Source organism: Pseudomonas sp., from assembly GCF_037994325.1.
GTDB lineage: Bacteria > Pseudomonadota > Gammaproteobacteria > Pseudomonadales > Pseudomonadaceae > Aquipseudomonas.
In genome coordinates this window covers 1-17,641 of sequence record NZ_JBBNAH010000361.1, presented here as the reverse complement: position 1 = coordinate 17,641, position 17,641 = coordinate 1, and the positions used below count along the sequence as shown (strand labels likewise).

Sequence of the window (17,641 nt, the reverse complement as noted above, 5' to 3'; positions counted from 1 at the left end):
AGCTGAAGTCGATCAGCGACTTCTTACCGGCATAGGGATCACCGATCATGCGCGGACGCTCTTTAAAGCTGGCGCTGACAATGCTTTTACTGGCGTCGTACTCATCAAAGCTGAGCCCGGCCAGATCGGCCCAGGTGTGAATCAGCTGCGAGCTGCTGTAGGGGCGATTGGTATCCGCCGTCAGGTTCCACTCATGCCCCTGACGCCACTTGGGCGAGGCCCAGACCATAAACGGAATGGTGTACATCGGCGCCGTTGGCTTGCCCTCGTTGCGGCCCAAGACATTGCCCGACTCGGAGTCGAACACATCTTCACCGTGGTCGGAGAGGTAGAGCAAAAAGCCGTTGTCGTCTTTCTTGGCGTATTCGCCAATCAGGCTGGACACCACAAAGTCGTTGTACAGCACAGCGTTGTCGTAGCTGTTGTAGGTGGCCACCTGGTCATCACGCAGCCGCGCCGGCGCGCCCGTACGGTCGGTGAACTTCTCGAACTCTGGCGGATAGCGGTACTGGTAGCTCATATGCGTGCCCAGCAAGTGCACGACAATAAACTTCTTCGGCGCGTCTTCCTGCAACACTTTGGCAAACGGCGCCAATACATCACCGTCGTACTGACGGGCGTTCTGGTTGCGGTTGTTGTTCAGGTACACCTGCTCATCGGCCTGCTCGGAAAACGTGGTGAGCATGGTGTTGCGCTTGGTCATGGTCTGCTGGTTGGTGATCCAGTAGGTCTTGAACCCGGCCTGTTTCATCACGCTGACGATCGACGGGGTTTTCAGATACAGGTCAGGGTTCTCTTCATCGGCAAAGGTCAGCACCTGTTGCAGCGCCTCGATGGTGTACGGGCGCGGAGTGACCACGTCGTCAAACACCAGCAGGTCTTGGCGCAGCTTGTCGAGATTTGGCGTGGTATTGCGCGGGTAGCCATACAGACTCATCCGCTGGCGGTTAGTCGACTCGCCGATCACCAGTACCAAAGTGGCCGGTTGCTCGCCCAGGCTACTTTTCAGATTCTTCAGCGGCGGCACCTTGGCCGCGTCAGTGAGCATGCCCTGCATATTGTTCAACTGCTCGCGGTACTGGCGATAACCCAACACCAACTGCCACGGCACAGCCGGTTCCATACGCGCCTCAACCTTGAGCATGGCGGCGGCGAAGGTCTTTTCTTGCAGGGTCTGGCTAATCAGCGGGTAACCCACTGACGACAGCAACATCACCACCGCCATCGCATACGCCGGGCGACCCGACATCTGCAAAGGCCGCACCCGGCGCCAGAGCAAGTAGGCCAACACCGAGTGCAAAGCGAAGCCGGCGATCATCCACCACGCAAAGTACTGGGTCAGGTACTCAGTGCTTTCCGCCATGTTCGACTCGAACATGATGAAAATCACGCTCTGGGAAAACTCCTGGCCATAAATAAAGAAATACCCAAGGCTGACCAGCGACCCGAGCCACAACACCACGCCGATAACGCCGGCAATAGCGCGGGTTTTCGCCGGAAACAGCAGCACCGGCACCAGCCACAGCGCACTCAACAGAAACGCTTGGCGAAAGCCGGTGAAACCCGAGGTGCCAGTGATTTGAATAAGAAGTTGTGGAGCGCAGGAGAAATACCAGAAAAACAGGAATAGCCAGCCTATGCCAGCCCAGTCGATGCCCCAGCGCTTCTCACTTCGTACTTGCATACCGCTTGCTCCACCAATAACCACAAATCCTGGGCGGGGCAAAAACCAACACACACCGCACCAGATCGTTAGGGCGTGCACCGTAAACGCAGCGGTGTGAAAATTTTGTCGACACGGATAGAGACCAAACAGGCGCGGGGGTTACAGGGTTCGCAAGCAATCAAAGGTCGCACCTAGCCCACCCCGCCCCTCCCCCGCGCACAAGAGAGCGCTAGAAGCTCTTGATCTGCTCTTGATCTGCTCTTGATCTGCTCTTGATCTGGATCTTGATCTGCCCGCCCCGTTTATCGCAGGCCGAGCGGAGTCGTTGTGCAAGGGGTCGAGCGGCAGGGACGCCGCGAGAGGCGCATCGGGCCATGGAAGGCCCGTTGTGCCGTGCCCCTGAAGCAACGACGCAGAGAGGGAACCCGCAGCGCAGCGGAGGGCCAAGGTAGGGGCTAGCGTTTTGGGGTACTTTTGGGGCAATGCCAAAAGTGCCTCGCGCGTAAGGCGCGAAACAAAACGTTCAGCACACGCGGTAACAAAGACCACCACAAAAACAAACAGCCGGTGCGCGCAGCACACCCTACATCAACCACCCCAACGCCTTAGCCCGCGCCACCGCCTGCGTCCGCCGCTCCACCCCAAGCTTCACATTAATCCGCCGCGCATGGGTCTTCACCGTATGCAACGAAATATGCAACCGATCAGCAATCTGCAAATTGGAATAACCCTGGGCAATCTGCTCCAACACCATCTTCTCCCGCGCACTCAACGGCGAACTCTCCGGGCTGCCCTGACATCCCGCCCCGGCCTGGTTCAGCAACACGCGCAACTCCAACGGCTCGGCCAACTGCGGTAACACCTGCTCCAGCCACTGGCCAAACTGCCCGTGTAGCCCTTGCAAATCCGGACTGACGCCTTGCTGCTGTGCCGTTTCCAGCGCCAAACGCAGCATCGCCTCCGCCGCCCTTTCCTGGCCATCGCCGAGCAAGGCCTGAACCAAGCTAAAACGGCAGCGGTTCAGCAAGCTGAAGTAGCCGTTACGCTCACAATCGGCGATCAAACCTTGCAAGGCCTCCAGCGCCAGCGGCACGTCACCGGCCTGCAGGTCGGCCAAGGCCAGTTGATAACGCAAACGCGGCAGCAAGTCGTAGAAACCAGACGGCGCCAGCAAGTCGCGCTCCAGGTAGCTGTCCAACGTTGCTTGCAGTACGGCCCGCGCCCGCTGGGTTTCGCCCTGACGCAGCCACAACACGCCATGGGCCAGTTGCAGCACACCGCGATAGCGCACTTCCGGCACATGCTGCCATTGCATCAAACGCTCGGCCTTGCGTAGCAGTTGGAAGGCCAAGGTGTAGTCGCTAGCCTGCGCCGCCAGATCGGCCAAGCCCTGATAACCAAAAATAACGTAGGCGTCTTCGCAGGCTTCAGCTGCATGTAGGCCAGCGCTGTAGGAGGCATGCGCCGCCTCGGTTTGCCCCTGGCTGGCCAACAAGCTGCCACGCAGTAGCAACAGGCGACCGAGCACCGGGCCCTGCCGCCCCGCTGCTTGCAGGTGTTGCAAGCACAGTTCGGAGAGCTCCATCGCAGCATGGGTTTCGCCGAGGATGGTCAGTTGGTGCACGCGGTCGACGCTGAGCAAGGCTTCAAACAACACGCTGCCGTTAAGGCGCGCCAGTTTCAGGCCTTCCTGAATATAGTCCTGGGCATCGTCCACCAGACTTTCTGAAAACGCCTGTTGGGCCAAGGCCTGGTAGCACAGGGCGCGCTGCGACCAGGCTTCATCGGCCAGCACAGCAAGGGCTTGCAGCGATTGTTCACGGGCACCGCGCTGGCCACGCTGGCGTTGCAGCACGCCTTGAATGGCTTGGTAATGGGCCAAGAGTTGTTGCTGTTGACGCTGGGAGGGCTGAGGAAAGAAGCGGCCAAGGTCGACCAGGCATTCATCCACTTCATCCAGGCGTGCACAGATCAACAACGCCCACGCCTGCAAGGTGATCAGCCGTGGCGTGCTGGAGTACAGGCTGGCCGGCAGTTCATGACGCCATTGCAGGAACTGGGCAACGCTCTGCCCGACCAGTAGCTGCTCCTGACCAAAGCGTTGCAGGTAGTTGGCGGCCACATCGGGCTGGTTGGCGAACAGCGCATGTTCCACCGCGGCGCGCACATCGCCATGGCTGGCAAACCATTGGCAGGCGCGAACATGGGCTTGGGTGGGTGCCGGCGCGCTGCATTGACGCTTGAGCACGGCGGCTACCGGGCGGGACAGACGGAACCATTCGCCGCAGCTGTCCAGCCCGAGAAAAAACATCTGCCGCGCATGCAGCTCTGCAAACAAGGCCGCACCGCCCTCGTCCACGATGTGCTCGCACAAGGCGGCAGAGAAACGTGGCATATGCGAGAGCAGAGACAAGGCGCGCAGCAGGTCTGGCGACAAACCGTTGAGCACTTCACGGGCGATATAGTCGTTAAGCAATGGCGTGCCGGCGCTCAGGCGCTCTGGCAGGTTGTCTACCGTGCCTTTGATCAACAACAGGCACACGCCAGCTACCCAGCCTTCGCTGTTGTGCAGCAACTGGGCGCGCAATTCAGTGGGTAAATCCAGGTGATGCTGCTGCAGCAAGCCGTCGAGCTCGGCCTCTTCCAGCGCCAAGGCCTGGGCATCAAGCTCCAGCAAATCGCCTTGCAGCATCAGCCGTGGCAGGTTCCAGGCTGGCCGACGGCGGCCACCGATCCACCAGCGCAAGGTATGCGGGGCCTGCTCCAGCAGGCGGTCGAGGCAATCATCCAATTCGGCGCAGGCTTCGCGCGGGTAGTCGTCGAGCACAATCCACAGCGGCTGCTCAACGCGGCTAAGCAAGCTGCATAGCTCATCGTAGGTATCGCCCTCTTCCACCGGGCTGCCGAGGGCCTTGGCCAGGCGCTTGAGCAACTCTTGCGGGGTGAGCGCGCGGCCAAGCAAGTCGAGCCACACCACGTGGGTGCCAAGTGGCGCGTGACGGACGCATTCATTGAGCAAAACGCTTTTGCCAAAACCGGCTGGCGCGCAGATCAACGCCAGGCGACTGTCGCCAGCGAGCAGCGCCTGAACCAGGCGTGGACGGGGAAGGTGCGCGGCCGGCAAACGCGGCAGCGGGCTGTCGGGTAAACGCAGGGCGCGCGGTCCAATCGGGTGGACATTAAGCATGGTCGATGCCTCTGCTTTTGTTTTTATTAAATGGAGCTGCGATGGATCTTATCCAAGATCAGCTCTCAATAACGCGGCGCAGACAAAAAAGGCGACCCGTGGGCCGCCTTATGTCTTTTGCTTAGCGGCGATCATCACGCTGCTCGATCACCGCAACAACGTTTAACGAACGCCTGCGTTACGCAACGCCGCCGGGGTGTAATCGGTGGCGGAGGTTTTGATGCCGAACTCAACCGAGTGTTTCTCTTCGTTCATCATGCCGATGGCCAAGTAGCGGCCCGCAATAATGTCGTAGAGGGCTTCGTACGCGTAGCCAGGAGCCTGAGCAACAAACTGTTGGTACAGGAAGGCTTCACCCACGCGCCACAGTTGGCCACGGCCGTCGTACAGCTCGGAAGCGGCGATCTGCCAGGAGTCTTCGTCGACGTAGAACTTACGTTTGCCGTAGATGTTGCGCTCGCCGCTTTTCAGCGTGGCTTCCACTTCCCACACGCGGTGCAGCTCATAGCGTGCCAGGTCGGAGTTGGTGTGGCCGGCTTTAAGAATGTCGGCGTACTTAACGTCCGGGGATTGCAGCTTGTAGTTGTTGTACGGGATGTACATTTCTTTTTTGCCGATCAGCTTCCAGTCGTAACGGTCAGGCGCGCCGTTGAACATATCGAAGTTGTCGGAAGTACGCAGACCGTCCGAGGCGGTACCTGGGCCGTCATACGACACCTGCGGGGCACGGCGCACGCGACGCTGGCCGGCGTTATAAATCCACGCCATGCGCGGCTCGGCCACTTGGTCGAGCGAGTCGTGCACCAGCAACACGTTGCCGGCCAAACGAGCAGGCTCGGTCACTTGCTGCTTAAAGAACAACAGTGCGTTGGCAGCCTTGGCCGGGTCCAGACCAGGCATACCGGCAGGGAACGACACTTCATCGGTGAAGTGCACAAGGGTGTAGCTGCCATTGGTTTGTGGTGTGGCCTGCACGATGTTGCGGCGCAGGTTGCCACCGCGATAACGGGTGATGTGGTTCCACACCACTTCCAGGCCGTTCTGTGGAATCGGGAAAGCGTAGTAGCGGCTGTCGGTGAAATTTTTCAGGCCGTTGCCGCCTTCCATCAACACGGTTTTTTCCGCGCTGACTTTCGCCGCTTTGTTGATGTCATCCGGCACATTGGTGGTGCGATGCGTGGTGTACACCGGCATTTTGTAGGTGTCGGGGTAGCGCTTGAACATCGCCAGCTGGCCAGCGGAGAGCTTGGCTTTGTACTGGTCAACGTTGGCAGCAGTAATCACAAACAGCGGCTTTTCGCTGGCGAATGGATCAGCGAGAAAGCCGCCGGAGTTTACCGACGCAGCGTTCTTAGCCAGGCCACCGGTCCACTCCGGAATGCTGCCGTCGGCGTTACCGGCTTTTTCACCGCCCAGCGGCGTAAGGGTAGAACCCAGCTTGGCCACTTCGGCGGCCGGTACGGCAGCCAGCACACTGCTAGCGAGCAGCGAGAGGGCCAGGGCACCCAACAGATTTTTCGTTGTTTTCATTGTTCTTGTAGTCCTCTGTTATTTCCGCAAAGCAATGCTTAGAAGTTCACGCCAACGCTGAGGGCGAGGAAGTCACGGTCGGTGAGTACGTTGTAATCGCCACCAAAGAAGTTGGTGTAAGAAATACCCGCGGTGTAGGTGTTGCGGTACTCGGCATCCAGACCAATGCTCGCGGCTTTGGCGCCTTCGTTGAAGTTGGGGCCATAACCATCAACGTCATGGGACCAGGACACGTTCGGTTTGAGGTTGACGCCAGCGAAGGCATCGCTGTAATCCCAGATAGCGCGAGCGCGGTAGCCCCAGGAGGTGTTGGTGTAGTAACCGTGACGGCCGCCCTGAGTTCTGTTACCGAAGGTAGAGTCGCGACCGTAACGAACGTCGTTGATACTTTCGAGACCACCAATGGAGTTGGCACCGATCTCACCCACGACCGTCAGGCGATCAGCGCCCATGATCTGGTCGAAAAAGTGGGTAAAGGTGGTTTGGATTTGCGTAACTTCTTTGCGGTTGTAACCGCGGTGGTCTTGTTCTGCGGTAGCCAACGCTGCGGCTACTGCACCCGCCGCGCCACCCGTAGCGGCGCCAGCGTTGGCCGCATCAACCACGCTGGTCGCAATCAACGGCGTCATATCGTTGGTGTTGATCTGCAGCGGCATGTTCGGCCGGTAGCTGATTTCGCCGGACCACGCGGTACCCGTAGGCAGCGTGGTGGAGAAGCTCAAGCCGTAGAGCTGAATGTCTTCAGGGTATTCGAAGTAGTAGTGACCGCGACCCAGCAACACCGGCTGAGCCAACGACCTGACCAGCGCCGATGGGCTAGAGCTAAGAGTAAGCGCAGTGCCGATGGCGGCCGCATCCGGGTTCTGCACACCCAAGAACGGCGTACGTGCGTGGTAGTTCATAAAGTACGCACCGTACTCGGTGTCATCACCCTGCCAGCGCAATGCCGCGCCCCATTGGCCGGAGTCGCTTGGGTCACGGTCGCCCAGGCGAGGCACGGCAACACCTTGAGAGTTGATGTCCACCCCAGCGCCAGCAAGGACGCCCAACGCCGCAGGGCTGGAGCGCAGTGCGTTCACCGTAGCGCCATCAAGAATCCGATAGTTGTTGTTGCAGCCTTCCTGCAGCACGTCAGTACTGGAGAAGAAGGTGCCGCAGTTATCCACAACGGTTTGGTCCCACTCCAACTGATAGAACGCTTCAGCAGACAGGTTTTCGGTGAGGGTTTGCGACACATAGAACATATTGACCGGAATCAGACCTTCCTTGACCTCTGCGCCTGGACGGCGGAAGGCGGAAACGTCGACCGGGTTGATCGAGTTGATACCGTTCTGGATAAAGGTACTTTCACCCCAGCTCACCACCTGCTTACCCAAGCGCACGCTGCCCGGCTGCTCGGCAATGGCGTAGTTGTGATAAACGAAGGCGTCGAGCAGTTGGTAACCCGAGGACTTGGCGCCCATTTTGGCGTCGCTATCGTCGATATCAGCGAGCTCGCGGCTCTCATCCTTGAGTTCGAAGTCGTACCAGTATTTACCGCGCAGGAAGACGCCGGTGTCGCCGTACTTCAGTTCCAGGTCGTGGATGCCTTTGAAGATTTTCGAGAAGGTTTTATCGCGCTGGAAATTCAGCCGACCATCATCGTTGGTCTGAGTAAAGGCCGTACCGCCGTTGGCGGAACCGATGTAAGTCTGGTCGCGCTTGGCAGTGGACCAGCTAGCACCGATTGAAAGCGAGGAATCGAATTGGCCTTCGATCTCGCCGATGTTGAAATTTACCGCCTGTGCCTGAGCGGAGGCGCCCAGTGCGATCGCGATTGCCAGAGTCTTTGGCTGGAACAGTCCGGGCCTTTTTGTTGTTGTCATGCGGCTCTCCTAGTGGGTGGAACTGGAGTGCACCGTACTCAGCGGATGACAGACGGATAAGCGCACGAAGGATTGATTCTGTGTGTCGCCCAAAAGGATGAATGCCCGCCTCCCATGGCGATTGCAGGGCACCAACACTGCAATGAATGGAGCACCATTCAAAAGCCTGGGAACTTTTGCTTTCTGGCAGCAATTGAGGAATTAGCTTGTACGCCTGTAGTACCGATCAGCGCAGGGTGTGGCGGTGCACGCAGGGTGTGAGTAGGAGTTGGTAACACAGGATTTTTTTGCGTACGGCACGGCCCCCAACAAAGCAGAGGGGGCCGCCGTAGGGCGAAAAAAAAGCCCCGCACATGCGGGGCTGATAGGCAGCGGTAAAGCGTCGTTACGATTTCAATGGATTGCCCAAGCCAGCCGGCGCCTGCTCACAGAGTGCGGTCAAGGCTTTAACCCACTGCGGGTGGTCATTTACGCAGGGCACCAGCACCAGCTCTTCGCCGCCGGCTTCCTCGAATTGCTCCTGGCCGCGAATACCGATTTCTTCCAAGGTTTCGATGCAGTCGGCAACAAACGCCGGGCACATCACCAGCAGTTTTTTCACGCCCTTTTTGCCCAGCTCATCCAGGCGCGCTTCGGTGTAGGGTTCGATCCATTTGTTTTTGCCCAGCCGAGACTGGAACGACACCGACCACTGATCCGGCTTAAGCCCCATACGCTCGGCAAACGCTTCGGCGCTGCGCTGGCATTGGCTGCGGTAACAGAAGGCCATGATCTCGTCGCTGACGCCTTTGCTGTTGGGCGCGCGCAAGTCGTGCTTAGGGTCGCGCACCAGCTTGCGGATATGGCTTTCCGGCAGGCCATGAAAGCTAAACAGCAGGTGGTCGTAGCCCTGTTCCAAATACGGCTTGGCGCTGGCGACCAAGGCGTCGAGGTAGGCAGGTTCAGCGTAGAACGGGCGCAAGGTGGCGAACTCGAAGCTCAATTGCTGCTCCTGCACCACACGTTTAGCCTCTTCAATCACCGTGGTAATAGTGCTGTCGGCGAACTGTGGATACAGCGGCGCCAAGGTGATTTTCTTAATGCCTTGTTTGGCCAGGCGAGTGAGCACGGTTTGCAGTGAGGGCTCGCCATAGCGCATGGCCAATTCCACCGGGCCGTGTTTCCAGGTCTGGGCCATTGCCGCTTGCAGGCGCTTGCTCAGAACTATCAACGGCGAGCCGTCTTTCCACCAGATGGAACCGTAGGCCTCGGCCGAGGCTTCCGGGCGCTTGATCAGAATCAGCGATACCAGCAAACGGCGGATTGGCCACGGCAGGTCAATCACGTAGGGGTCCATCAGAAATTGATTGAGGTAGCTGCGCACATCAGCCACCTGTGGCGAGGCTGGCGAGCCAAGGTTGACCAGAAGCAAAGCGTGATCGCTCATGCACATTCCTTAGCGAGGTGAAATAGAGGGATGGAAAAGGTCGCACAGCATCGCGCAAAGCCGGCGAATTGCAAAACCAAATCCCCCTATCACGGGCATTATAAGAACAGATACAGCGCCTGATCAGTTGGTCGAACAAAGCAGGCATCACGCGGCGAAGCGTTCTATACCTAACTACAGCACACAGGCCGTCGAACCTGTGGCCAATCCGCGAATCAGAGCGAGGGAAGCGTCCTCGCAAGCACACACGGTTGCCGCTGCGCTGCATGGCGCCCGGCCACCGTTTAGCTGCTTCCAACGTCCATGGCCAGCTTCAGGAGATCGTCCGCCCCGCTTACGAAATTAGAGGTCAGACATGAGTTTCCCCGTCGCCATTATTGGCACCGGCATTGCCGGTCTTTCTGCTGCACAAACCCTGCACGATGCAGGTTTAGCCGTACAACTGTTCGATAAAAGCCGCGGTAGTGGCGGGCGCATGGCCAGCAAGCGTAGCGATGCCGGCGCGCTGGACCTCGGCGCACAATACTTCACCGCCCGCGACCGGCGTTTTGTCGAAACCGTGCACCAATGGCAGGCTCGCGGTTGGGTCGCCGAGTGGACACCCAGCCTGTACACCTTTAACAACGGCGTACTCGGCGCATCGCCGGATGAGCAGGTGCGTTGGGTTGGCACACCGCGTATGAGCGCCATCACCCGCGCCATGCTGGGGGCGCTGCCGGTTAAATTTTCCTGCCGCATTACTGAAGTGTTTCGCGGCCCACAGCATTGGACCCTGCAAGACGCCGACGGCCAGACCCATGGCCCGTTTAGCCAAGTGATCATCGCCACTCCCGCCGCTCAAGCCAGTGGCTTGCTGGCCGCCGCACCGAAACTGGCTGGCGCAGCAGCGAGCGTGGCCATGGACCCGACCTGGGCCGTGGCGCTGGCGTTTGCCGAACCGCTGAATACCCCAGTGGAAGGCTGCTTTGTGCGTGAAGGTGCACTCGACTGGCTGGCGCGCAACCGCAGCAAGCCCGGGCGTGACAACGCCATGGATACCTGGGTTCTGCACGCCAGCAGTACGTGGAGCCGGCGACACTTGGACCTGAGCAAAGAAGATGTGATCGAGCAGCTACATGGCGCCTTCGCCGAGCTGATCGGCTGCGCGCTGCCGGCGCCGCTGTTCAGCCTGGCGCACCGCTGGCTCTATGCACGGCCAGCCAGCAGCCATGAATGGGGCTCGCTGCTGGATGCCGACCTGGGGCTGTATGCCTGCGGCGATTGGTGCTTGTCCGGGCGTGTGGAAGGCGCGTGGTTGAGCGGGCAGCATGCGGCTAAACGGTTGTTGGATCACCTGCTTTAACAAAGATTAGCGTTGCCGCCAGCCCTCGCCCCTAACCCCTCTCCCGCAAGCGAGAGAGGGGAACACAACCGCGACACAGCGTTAGAAACGCGCTCAAGCCCCTCAGCCCTTCCCCATCGAAACAAACACCAACAGATGACGGCTGCGTTTTTCCGTGATTAAAATGTTATGTTATTACATGTTTTTCACGGAACCCGGACATGAAGTCACCTGCCCTCGCCTCGCTTGTCGCACTCTCGTTTAGCCTATTTGCAGCCCCGGTCAGCGCCGGTGATCAGCCGCTGGAATTGGAAGAAACCAGCATTTCCGCCGACCACGTCGATGAACGTGCCGACGGCCCAGTACGTGGCTATCGCGCAACCCGTTCGGCCACAGCAACACGCACTGACACTGATATTCGCGACACCCCACAAAGCATCAACGTCGTGCCCGCCCAAGTGCTCAGTGATCTCAACAGCACGCGCCTCGACCGTGCGCTGGATTTCGCCGGCGGTGTCTCGCGGCAAAACAATTTCGGCGGCCTGACCTTCCTCAACTACAGCGTGCGCGGCTTTACCACCGGCGAGCTGTACCGCAATGGTTTTGCCTATAACCGTGGCAGCAACAGCGCACCGGACGCCGCCAACATCGAGCGCATTGAAGTGCTTAAGGGCCCGGCGGCCAGTTTGTATGGCCGTGGCGATCCCGGCGGGCTGGTGAATATCGTCACGAAAAAACCCCAGGCCGACGCCTTTAACACCCTGCAACTGAGCGCCGGCAGTTGGGACCGCTACCGCAGCGCATTGGATGTAAACACTCCGCTCAATGAGGAAGGCACGCTGCTCTCGCGGGTAAATATGGCGGAGGAAGACAACCACAGCTTCCGCGACCACGTCACCAGTCAGCGCAAGTTGGTGAGCCCAAGCCTGTCTTGGCAACTGAGCCCCGACACCTTCTTGCTGATCGAAAGCGAATTCAGCCGTACCGAGTCGGTATTCGACCGTGGCATTCCTGCGGTCAATAACGAAATGGGCGCGGTGTCGCGCACCACCTTCCTCGGTGAGCCGAATGACGGCGAAATCCGCAATAACAACCAGATGCTGCAAATCAGCCTTGAGCACTATCTGAACGACAACTGGAAAACCCGTTTAGCCACCCACTACAGCCAAGGCAAGCTCAATGGCGACAGCTCAGAACCCCAGCGTTTGGTTGGCCAGCAGGTGTCGCGCTTTTATCGTCAGCGCAATTTCGAATGGAACGACAGCATCACCCAAGCCGAGCTGCACGGTACGTTTGCGCTGGGCGGCTGGGAGCATCAAACCCTCACGGGCCTGGAGTACGAGAACTACCGTAACAGTCAGAAGTACCCGCAAAGCGCCACCTCGCTGGGCTATGGCTTGGACGTATTCAACCCGGTTTACGGCCAGCCGAAACCGACGATCACCAACAAAAACGACTTCTTCGAACACACCGAAAGCCTCGCGTTAAACCTGCAAGACCAGATCGTCTTTTCGGAAAAATGGCGTGGTTTGCTCGGCGTGCGCCTGGAACGTATCGAGCAACACGCGCTCAACCGCAGCACCCGCGTGGATAACACCCAGGAAAAAGACGTCGCCACGCCGCGCCTGGGCCTGCTCTACCAACTCACCCCGCAGGTCGGCGTGTTTGCCAATGCCTCAACCTCGTTCAAGCCCAATAGCATGGGCACCCAGGGCCAGGTGTTTAAACCGGAAAAGGGCATCGGCTACGAGACCGGCTTAAAGCTCGACCTGTTCGACGGCCGCCTCGGCGGCACCGTGGCGCTGTTCCATATCGACAAGGAAAACGTGCTGACCACCGACGCCAATGGCGACAGCATTGCCGCCGGCAAGGCCCGCAGTCAGGGCCTGGACCTGCAGTTCAGTGGTCAGTTGAGCGACGCCGTGCGGGTGATCGGCGCCTATGCCTATATCGATGCCGAGGTGACCAAAGATAACGTCATCAAAGAAGGCAGCGACCTGCTCGGCATCGCCCGCAACAGCGCCAGCCTGATGGCGGTTTATGAGTTTCAGGATGGCGAGCTGCGTGGCTCGGACGTCGGCATCGCCGGCAACTACGTGGGCGAGCGCTCCGGGCAAACCGGCACGCCGTTCGAGCTAGCGGCCTATAGCACCGTCGACCTGTTGGCCCATTACAAGGCCAGCGAGAACGTCAGCGTCGGCTTCAACCTGAACAACCTGTTCGACCGCAACTACTACGAGCGCTCCTACAACAGCACCTGGGTGCTGCCCGGCGACCCGCGCAATTTCAGCGTCAGCCTGACCCTTTCCCTTTAAGCCGACTAAAAATAAGGACACACCATGCCTAAATTTCACCTGCTGCTTATCGCTGCCCTATTCACTATGGAAGTGCAGGCGCACGGTCTGTGGACCGAACAGCGTCGCGGCAATATCGAAGTGGTCTACGGCCATGGCGCCGAAGACGATGCCTTTAAAGCGGACAAAGTCAGCGGCGCCTGGGCCTTTGATGCGCAAGGCAAGGCCATCGAAGTGAAGATCAGCCGCCTTGATGACCACGCCCGCCTGCAACCCGCCTCTTCGCCCGCGAGCCTAGCAGTAGCCCTGGACAATGGCGCCTGGTCGCAAACCCCGGACAACAAATGGATCAACCAAGGCCGCTCAAAAGTGCCCACCGCCGTGCACGCCCTGCACACCTGGAAATACAGTCTGGCCATCTACGGGGAAGACGCCAAACTGCCCGACCTCAGCGCCTTGAAGCTGCTGATCAAACCGCTGCAAGACCCGCTGAAAGTTGGCCCTGGCAAACCGTTAAAGGTGCAGGTGCTACTGGATGGCAAGCCGGTGTCCGGCATCAACTTGATTGGCGACTACCGCAGCCAGCCCTCAATCGTCAGTGCGACCACCGATAGCAATGGCCAGGCCGAGGTGATCGTGCGCAACGAAGGCCTGAACATCATCGCCGCCGAAACCAGCGTGCCGGTGAGTGGCGATGCGGATATCGACGAGCGCGGGTTGTTTACCTCGCTGAGCTTTCTCGGTACTCATCACCACGAATGATCCGTCGGTGAAATACCGCTATGCCCTCGGCCATCGTCCGCCGCCGGATTCTGGATCCCCGCCTTCGCGGGGATAACGGAGGGCTGGATCAAAATCACCGTCATCCCCGCGAAGGCGGGAATCCACTGGTCTGGCAATCCGGGGGCTAGCAACGCAGTACCGACAAGCCAGAAACAAAAAAGCCCGGCACTTGGCCGGGCTTTTTTTGCCGGTGGGCAATTACAGCTGCTTCAACGCTTCCACCAACGCCTGATTCTGCTGCGGATTACCAATGGTGATCCGCAGGAACTGATCGATACGTGGCTTATTGAAGTGACGCACGATCACGCTTTGTTCGCGCAGGCCTGCCGCCAGGGCGGCAGCATCCTTGTGCGGGTGACGGGCGAAGATAAAGTTGGCGCCTGAGGGCAGCACGTCAAATCCCAGCCCGGTCATCTCGGCCACCAGCTTCTCGCGGCTGTCGATCACGGCTTGGCAGGTTTGCTCGAAGTAGGCTTTGTCTTCAAACGCTGCCGCCGCTCCGGCAATCGCTGCGCGGTCTAGCGGGTAGGAGTTAAAGCTGTTTTTGATCCGCTCCAGCGCCTCGATCAGGTCTGGGTGGCCAACGGCAAAACCAACCCGCAGCCCCGCCAGCGAGCGGGATTTGGACAGGGTTTGCGCCACCAGCAGGTTCGGGTAATGGTTCACCAGGCTGATCGCCGTCTGCCCGCCAAAGTCGATATAGGCTTCGTCTACCAGCACCACCGAGTCCGGGTTGCTTTGCAAGATCTGCTCAATGGCATCCAGCGCCAGCACGCAGCCAGTCGGTGCATTGGGGTTGGGGAAAATAATCCCGCCGTTAGGCTTGGCGTAATCCTCGGGGCGAATCTGGAACTGCTCATCCAGCGGTACCGCATCAAACGGAATGCCGTACAGGCCACAGTACACCGGGTAAAAGCTGTAGCTGATATCCGGAAACAGCAGCGGGTTGCCGTGTTGGAACAGGCCGTGGAAGGCGTGGGCCAGTACTTCATCCGAGCCGTTGCCGACAAATACTTGCGCCTGCTGCACGCCGTAGTAATCGGCCACCGCCTGCTTCAAGCGCTCGCCGTTGGGGTCTGGGTACAGGCGCAGGTTGTCGTTCAGCTCGGCCTGCATGGCGGCAATCGCTTTCGGCGACGGGCCATAGGGGTTTTCGTTGGTGTTGAGCTTGACCAGGTTCGTTAGCTTGGGCTGCTCGCCCGGCACATAGGGCACCAGGTCTTTAACGAAGGGGCTCCAGAATTTGCTCATTGCCCTTCTCTCCTCGAATTCAGCGGCTATCAGCGGGCGTCACGCGCCCGCCCCATTAGTTCTTGATGCGGTATTCGGCGCTGCGGGCGTGGGCGGTCAGCGACTCGCCACGGGCCAGCACCGAGGCGCTTTTGCCCAACTCCGATGCACCCTCAGCCGAGCAATGAATGATCGACGAGCGCTTCTGGAAGTCGTACACGCCCAGCGGCGAGGAGAACCGCGCGGTGCCGGAAGTCGGCAGCACGTGGTTAGGGCCTGCGCAGTAATCGCCCAAGGCTTCGGCAGTGTAGCGGCCCATAAAGATTGCACCGGCGTGGCGAATCTGCGGCAACCAGGCGTCTGGGTCTGCCACCGACAGCTCCAAGTGTTCCGGAGCAATACGGTTGGCCACATCAATGGCCTGCTGCATATCTTTCACTTGAATCAGCGCGCCGCGGGTTTCAATGGAGGTACGAATAATGGCTTCGCGCTCCATGGTCGGCAGCAGCTTGGCAATGCTCGCCGCCACCTTGTCGAGGAACTCGGCATCGGGGCTAAGCAGAATGGATTGCGCGTCTTCGTCGTGCTCGGCCTGGGAGAACAGGTCCATGGCGATCCAGTCCGGATCAGTCTGGCCGTCGCAGACCACGAGAATTTCCGAAGGGCCGGCGATCATGTCGATGCCGACTTTGCCAAATACGTGGCGCTTGGCAGTGGCGACATAGATATTGCCCGGGCCGACAATTTTATCCACCGGCGGCACGCTTTCGGTGCCATAGGCCAGGGCCGCTACAGCCTGGGCGCCACCGATGGTGAACACGCGGTCAACCCCGGCGATGCAAGCAGCGGCCAGCACGATTTCGTTAATTTCGCCGCGCGGGGTTGGCACCACCATCACCACTTCCGGCACGCCGGCGACCTTGGCGGGAATGGCGTTCATCAATACTGAAGACGGGTACGACGCTTTGCCGCCCGGCACATACAAACCAGCGCGGTCCAACGGCGTGACCTTTTGGCCAAGCACGGTGCCGTCGGCTTCGGTGTAGGTCCAGGAGTCTTGCTTCTGTTTTTCGTGGTAGCTGCGCACCCGCTCGGCAGCCACTTCCAATGCTTGGCGCTGCTCGGCGGTGATGCGGGTCAGGGCCAGTTCCAGGCGCTCACGCGGCAGGATCAGGTCGGCCATGCTGTTTACGCTCAGGCCATCAAAGCGCTGGGTGTATTCGACTAGGGCGGCATCACCGCGCTCGCGCACGGCTTTGATGATTTCCAGCACGCGCTCGTTAACGCCGTCGTCCGACACGCTTTCCCAGCTCAGCAGATGATCCAGATGCTTGGCAAAGTCCTGGTCAGCGGCATTGAGTCGGCGGATGGCGATAGGAGCAGTCATAACGGGCCTCGTGATAGTCATGGACGTTAAGAGCGGTTGAGCGCAGGTGCGGGTTCAACCGGTTCTCGAGCGTCGCTAGGCTACCAAGCCAATCCTGTGGACGCCCGAGAAAGATGGCTATGAACAGGATAGGCAGGCGTGACCGATGGTCACGCCGAAGAGGTAGTTAGCCTCGGTGGTTGGCTTCCACCGCGTCACGCAGGGTATCGATCAAGGCCTGGATGCGCTTGTGCTGCATCTTCATCGAGGCTTTGTTAACGATCAGGCGCGAGCTGATATGGGCGATCAGTTCCTGGGCTTCCAGACCGTTGGCACGCAGGGTATTGCCGGTGTCGACCACGTCGATGATCTTGTCGGCCAGGCCAACCAGCGGCGCCAGTTCCATGGAGCCGTAGAGCTTGATCACTTCTACCTGACGACCTTGCTCGGCGTAGTAGCGTTTGGCGACGTTGACGAACTTGGTGGCCACGCGCAGACGCCCTTTAGGCTCCGGCACACCCACAGCGCCAGCGGTCATCAGCTTGCACTTGGCAATTTGCAGGTCCAGCGGCTCGTACAAGCCCTGGCCGCCGTATTCCAGCAATACGTCTTTACCGGCAACACCGAGGTCAGCCGCGCCATGCTCGACATAAGTCGGCACGTCGGTGGCCCGCACGATCAACAAACGCACGTCGTCCTGGGTGGTGGGGATAATCAGCTTGCGGCTTTTGTCCGGGTTTTCGGTCGGCACGATCCCCGCCTTGGCCAACAATGGCAGGGTGTCGTCAAGAATGCGGCCTTTGGATAAGGCGATGGTCAGCATGGCGCGATATGTCCTTAAAACCTGGTTTCCAGCGGTGGCGCAAGGCCCTGACTACCGCAGCGCGGCAATCAGGGCGCGGCCTTACTAGCCCGGTACGCGGCGAATTTTCGCGCCCAGCAACTGCAGTTTTTCTTCGATGCACTCGTAACC

Annotated in this window: 12 protein-coding genes; 4 read left to right on the top strand and 8 right to left on the bottom strand. The window is 59.5% G+C overall.

Features of this window, described 5'->3' with window-relative positions:
• Together cptA and AAAB16_RS12350 are read right to left on the bottom strand one after the other, a co-directional pair.
• Positions 1 to 1,684: phosphoethanolamine transferase CptA (gene cptA, locus AAAB16_RS12355; protein WP_340663584.1), on the bottom strand; the 1,684-nt coding region annotated here is incomplete at its 3' end.
• Positions 1,685 to 2,249: 565 nt separating this feature from the next.
• Positions 2,250 to 4,853, bottom strand: coding sequence for a LuxR C-terminal-related transcriptional regulator (locus AAAB16_RS12350; protein WP_340663583.1), 2,604 nt, complete (start codon positions 4,851 to 4,853; stop codon positions 2,250 to 2,252).
• Here AAAB16_RS12350 and AAAB16_RS12345 point away from each other — a divergent pair.
• A complete protein-coding gene (locus tag AAAB16_RS12345; RefSeq protein WP_340663582.1) occupies positions 4,852 to 5,019 on the top strand; it encodes a hypothetical protein in 168 nt (55 codons plus the stop codon). The genes AAAB16_RS12350 and AAAB16_RS12345 overlap by 2 nt on opposite strands.
• Here AAAB16_RS12345 and AAAB16_RS12340 read toward each other — a convergent pair.
• The 3 genes from AAAB16_RS12340 to hemH all read right to left on the bottom strand — a co-directional run bounded on the left by AAAB16_RS12340 (position 5,016) and on the right by hemH (position 9,674).
• Positions 5,016 to 6,383: a DUF1329 domain-containing protein gene (locus AAAB16_RS12340; protein ID WP_340663581.1), complete on the bottom strand. Its 1,368-nt coding sequence runs from the start codon at positions 6,381 to 6,383 to the stop codon at positions 5,016 to 5,018. The genes AAAB16_RS12345 and AAAB16_RS12340 overlap by 4 nt on opposite strands.
• 38 nt (positions 6,384 to 6,421) lie before the next feature.
• A complete protein-coding gene (locus AAAB16_RS12335) occupies positions 6,422 to 8,248 on the bottom strand; it encodes a DUF1302 domain-containing protein (RefSeq protein WP_340663580.1) in 1,827 nt (608 codons plus the stop codon).
• 385 nt (positions 8,249 to 8,633) lie between these two features.
• Positions 8,634 to 9,674, bottom strand: a complete 1,041-nt coding sequence (gene hemH / locus AAAB16_RS12330; RefSeq protein ID WP_340663579.1) for a ferrochelatase — start codon at positions 9,672 to 9,674, stop codon at positions 8,634 to 8,636.
• A gap of 355 nt (positions 9,675 to 10,029) precedes the next feature.
• On the opposite strand from hemH, the gene AAAB16_RS12325 reads away from it, so the two are divergent.
• The 3 genes from AAAB16_RS12325 to AAAB16_RS12315 all read left to right on the top strand — a co-directional run bounded on the left by AAAB16_RS12325 (position 10,030) and on the right by AAAB16_RS12315 (position 14,051).
• Positions 10,030 to 11,016, top strand: a complete 987-nt coding sequence (locus AAAB16_RS12325) for an NAD(P)/FAD-dependent oxidoreductase (protein ID WP_340663578.1) — start codon at positions 10,030 to 10,032, stop codon at positions 11,014 to 11,016.
• A gap of 200 nt (positions 11,017 to 11,216) precedes the next feature.
• Positions 11,217 to 13,310, top strand: coding sequence for a TonB-dependent siderophore receptor (locus AAAB16_RS12320; protein ID WP_340663577.1), 2,094 nt, complete (start codon positions 11,217 to 11,219; stop codon positions 13,308 to 13,310).
• 24 nt (positions 13,311 to 13,334) lie between these two features.
• Positions 13,335 to 14,051, top strand: a complete 717-nt coding sequence (locus AAAB16_RS12315) for a DUF4198 domain-containing protein (RefSeq protein WP_340663576.1) — start codon at positions 13,335 to 13,337, stop codon at positions 14,049 to 14,051.
• A 219-nt stretch (positions 14,052 to 14,270) separates the two neighbouring features.
• On the opposite strand, the gene hisC is transcribed toward AAAB16_RS12315, so the two are convergent.
• The 3 genes from hisC to hisG form a co-directional block, all read right to left on the bottom strand.
• Positions 14,271 to 15,323, bottom strand: a complete 1,053-nt coding sequence (gene hisC, locus AAAB16_RS12310) for a histidinol-phosphate transaminase (protein WP_340663575.1) — start codon at positions 15,321 to 15,323, stop codon at positions 14,271 to 14,273.
• 55 nt (positions 15,324 to 15,378) lie between these two features.
• The gene (gene hisD / locus AAAB16_RS12305) at positions 15,379 to 16,689 is read right to left on the bottom strand and encodes a histidinol dehydrogenase (protein WP_340663574.1); all 1,311 of its coding nucleotides are present in this window, start codon (positions 16,687 to 16,689) and stop codon (positions 15,379 to 15,381) included.
• Between the two features lie 166 nt (positions 16,690 to 16,855).
• Entirely contained in the window at positions 16,856 to 17,491 is a 636-nt protein-coding gene (gene hisG, locus AAAB16_RS12300) for an ATP phosphoribosyltransferase (RefSeq protein ID WP_110616706.1), read from the bottom strand.
• Positions 17,492 to 17,641 lie beyond the last annotated feature (150 nt).

Excerpts from the sequence above, each read along its gene's own strand:
- hemH (WP_340663579.1), bottom strand. The coding sequence starts at position 9,674 with ATGAGCGATCACGCTTTGCTTCTGGTCAACCTTGGCTCGCCAGCCTCG.
- hisC (WP_340663575.1), bottom strand. The coding sequence starts at position 15,323 with ATGAGCAAATTCTGGAGCCCCTTCGTTAAAGACCTGGTGCCCTATGTG.
- hisD (WP_340663574.1), bottom strand. The coding sequence starts at position 16,689 with ATGACTGCTCCTATCGCCATCCGCCGACTCAATGCCGCTGACCAGGAC.
- AAAB16_RS12335 (WP_340663580.1), bottom strand. The coding sequence starts at position 8,248 with ATGACAACAACAAAAAGGCCCGGACTGTTCCAGCCAAAGACTCTGGCA.
- AAAB16_RS12315 (WP_340663576.1), top strand. The coding sequence starts at position 13,335 with ATGCCTAAATTTCACCTGCTGCTTATCGCTGCCCTATTCACTATGGAA.
- AAAB16_RS12345 (WP_340663582.1), top strand. The coding sequence starts at position 4,852 with ATGGTCGATGCCTCTGCTTTTGTTTTTATTAAATGGAGCTGCGATGGA.
- AAAB16_RS12325 (WP_340663578.1), top strand. The coding sequence starts at position 10,030 with ATGAGTTTCCCCGTCGCCATTATTGGCACCGGCATTGCCGGTCTTTCT.
- hisG (WP_110616706.1), bottom strand. The coding sequence starts at position 17,491 with ATGCTGACCATCGCCTTATCCAAAGGCCGCATTCTTGACGACACCCTG.
- AAAB16_RS12350 (WP_340663583.1), bottom strand. The coding sequence starts at position 4,853 with ATGCTTAATGTCCACCCGATTGGACCGCGCGCCCTGCGTTTACCCGAC.
- AAAB16_RS12320 (WP_340663577.1), top strand. The coding sequence starts at position 11,217 with ATGAAGTCACCTGCCCTCGCCTCGCTTGTCGCACTCTCGTTTAGCCTA.
- AAAB16_RS12340 (WP_340663581.1), bottom strand. The coding sequence starts at position 6,383 with ATGAAAACAACGAAAAATCTGTTGGGTGCCCTGGCCCTCTCGCTGCTC.